Raw genomic sequence first — 1,467 nt, 5'->3', positions numbered from 1 at the left:
GGCGGCGTACCAGCGGAACTGGCTCAGCGGTATCTTCATGGCCTCCGCAAACTGCGGCGCGTAACTGGTGAGCAGGTCTTTCCAGTTGGCGGCGTTGTCGTAGCCCAGGCGGGCGGCGTCCTCCCGGCGCAGTGAGATAATGGGGAGCCACACATTGCCGGGGTGGCTGGCCACCGCCTCCGCCACCTGGGAGAGCACGAGGGGATCATCCGCCCCGGTGAACAGGCCGTGAGCGCCGGAGCGTTCTGCCCGAGGACGTTTGGCGATGTAGTCTACATAGTTCTCTCGTTTGGCAAGGGAGTCCGCGTTGTCCTCGATAGCTCTGGTGATGAACTCTGAGGCGTTCCCGCGTGTGGGGGCGGCGAGGTAGTCCTCGTACTCGAACAGTCCCCGGCAGAGGGGAAAGTCACGCAGCAGCTGACTGACCATTTCCTTCTGTCTTTCGGTGGCGGGCAGGACGGCCTTACCGGGGTCCAGCCGGTCCACGCCTTCGCGGGTGGCGACGTAGCGGACGTAGTTCTCCCGGTGGGCGGCAGATCGGTGCTGCTCCGGTTTGAGGTAAGGACATTTGAAAATGAGCCGTGGCACGAAGCGTCACCGCCTTGTGGTCAGCACAGGGAGGGGCCGGTCTGCTCCGGCTTCCACTCCGGGTCCAGCGGGTAGTCCTGTTCAGCTGTGCTGTCGTTCTGGATCATCCAGAGCGCGTGTTCAAACTCGTCACTATAGTCAACGTTCTGCGCCGAGATCCACTGGGCTTGGACAACCGAGAGCGGGTCCTCGAACCGCAGAAGGTATTCCAGGTACTCTGCCGGATAACTGGTCAGATTTTCAGTGAGCTCATCATAGCAGAACCGGGCGGCGGCAATTTCGGCAGCGCGTTCAAAAATTTCTGTGGATGGGCGCTGCAGCATCTCGGCGGAGTATTCACTCCATCGATCCCGGAGCTTCTGGCGCAGCGCTTCGCGCACTTCGTCTTCCGTCATCTATGTGTCACCTCGTTTCAAATTATGTCAGGTCATGGAAANNCCGGATTCCGGTTCACCGTTTTCCTCCTGGCGTTTCGGGTTGCGGAAGACGCGATCAAACTCATCATCGCGATCAAGCCTCTGTTCAGTCATCCAATGGTGAGCGAGGAACTCCAGAGGTTTCTCCTGCTCCAGAAGCGGCTCCAGATCTACTGCCCGGCTGTCATGGAGATATTCCATCAGCTGATTGTGGCAGAAACCCATAGCGGCGATTTCCTCAGCCTGGTTATAAACTTCAATGCTGGTTCGGGAGAGCATCCGTGTCTGGTAGTCTTCCATCTCTCGGTTTACTTTTTGCAGCAGGTCGTCATGGACTTCGGACCAGGCCATCTCACACACCGCCTTTCTGGTAGTCCACAGCGTCTTTGAGGGTGACGCTGCCGTTGGTGGACTTGACCTCCCGGACGCAGCGGCCCCGGAGGCGGTCCAGGTCCTCCTGGGG

2 protein-coding genes are annotated in these 1,467 nt (G+C 59.6%); both read right to left on the bottom strand.

Annotated elements, in window-relative coordinates; all coding sequences use genetic code 11:
- Positions 1–588, bottom strand: a 588-nt coding sequence (mobP3, locus tag JX325_RS16615) for a MobP3 family relaxase (protein ID WP_279380549.1), incomplete at its 3' end; no start/stop codon positions are given.
- A 20-nt stretch (positions 589–608) separates the two neighbouring features.
- Positions 609–983 carry a DUF3848 domain-containing protein gene (locus JX325_RS16610; RefSeq protein WP_204792140.1) on the bottom strand — a complete coding sequence of 125 codons (375 nt, stop codon included), beginning with the start codon at positions 981–983 and terminating at the stop codon, positions 609–611.
- Between the last annotated feature and the right edge of the window lie 484 nt (positions 984–1,467).

The sequence above is a fragment of the Oscillibacter sp. CU971 genome (assembly GCF_905219725.1).
GTDB lineage: Bacteria > Bacillota > Clostridia > Oscillospirales > Oscillospiraceae > Oscillibacter.
This window is presented reverse-complemented; position numbering and strand designations above follow the sequence as displayed.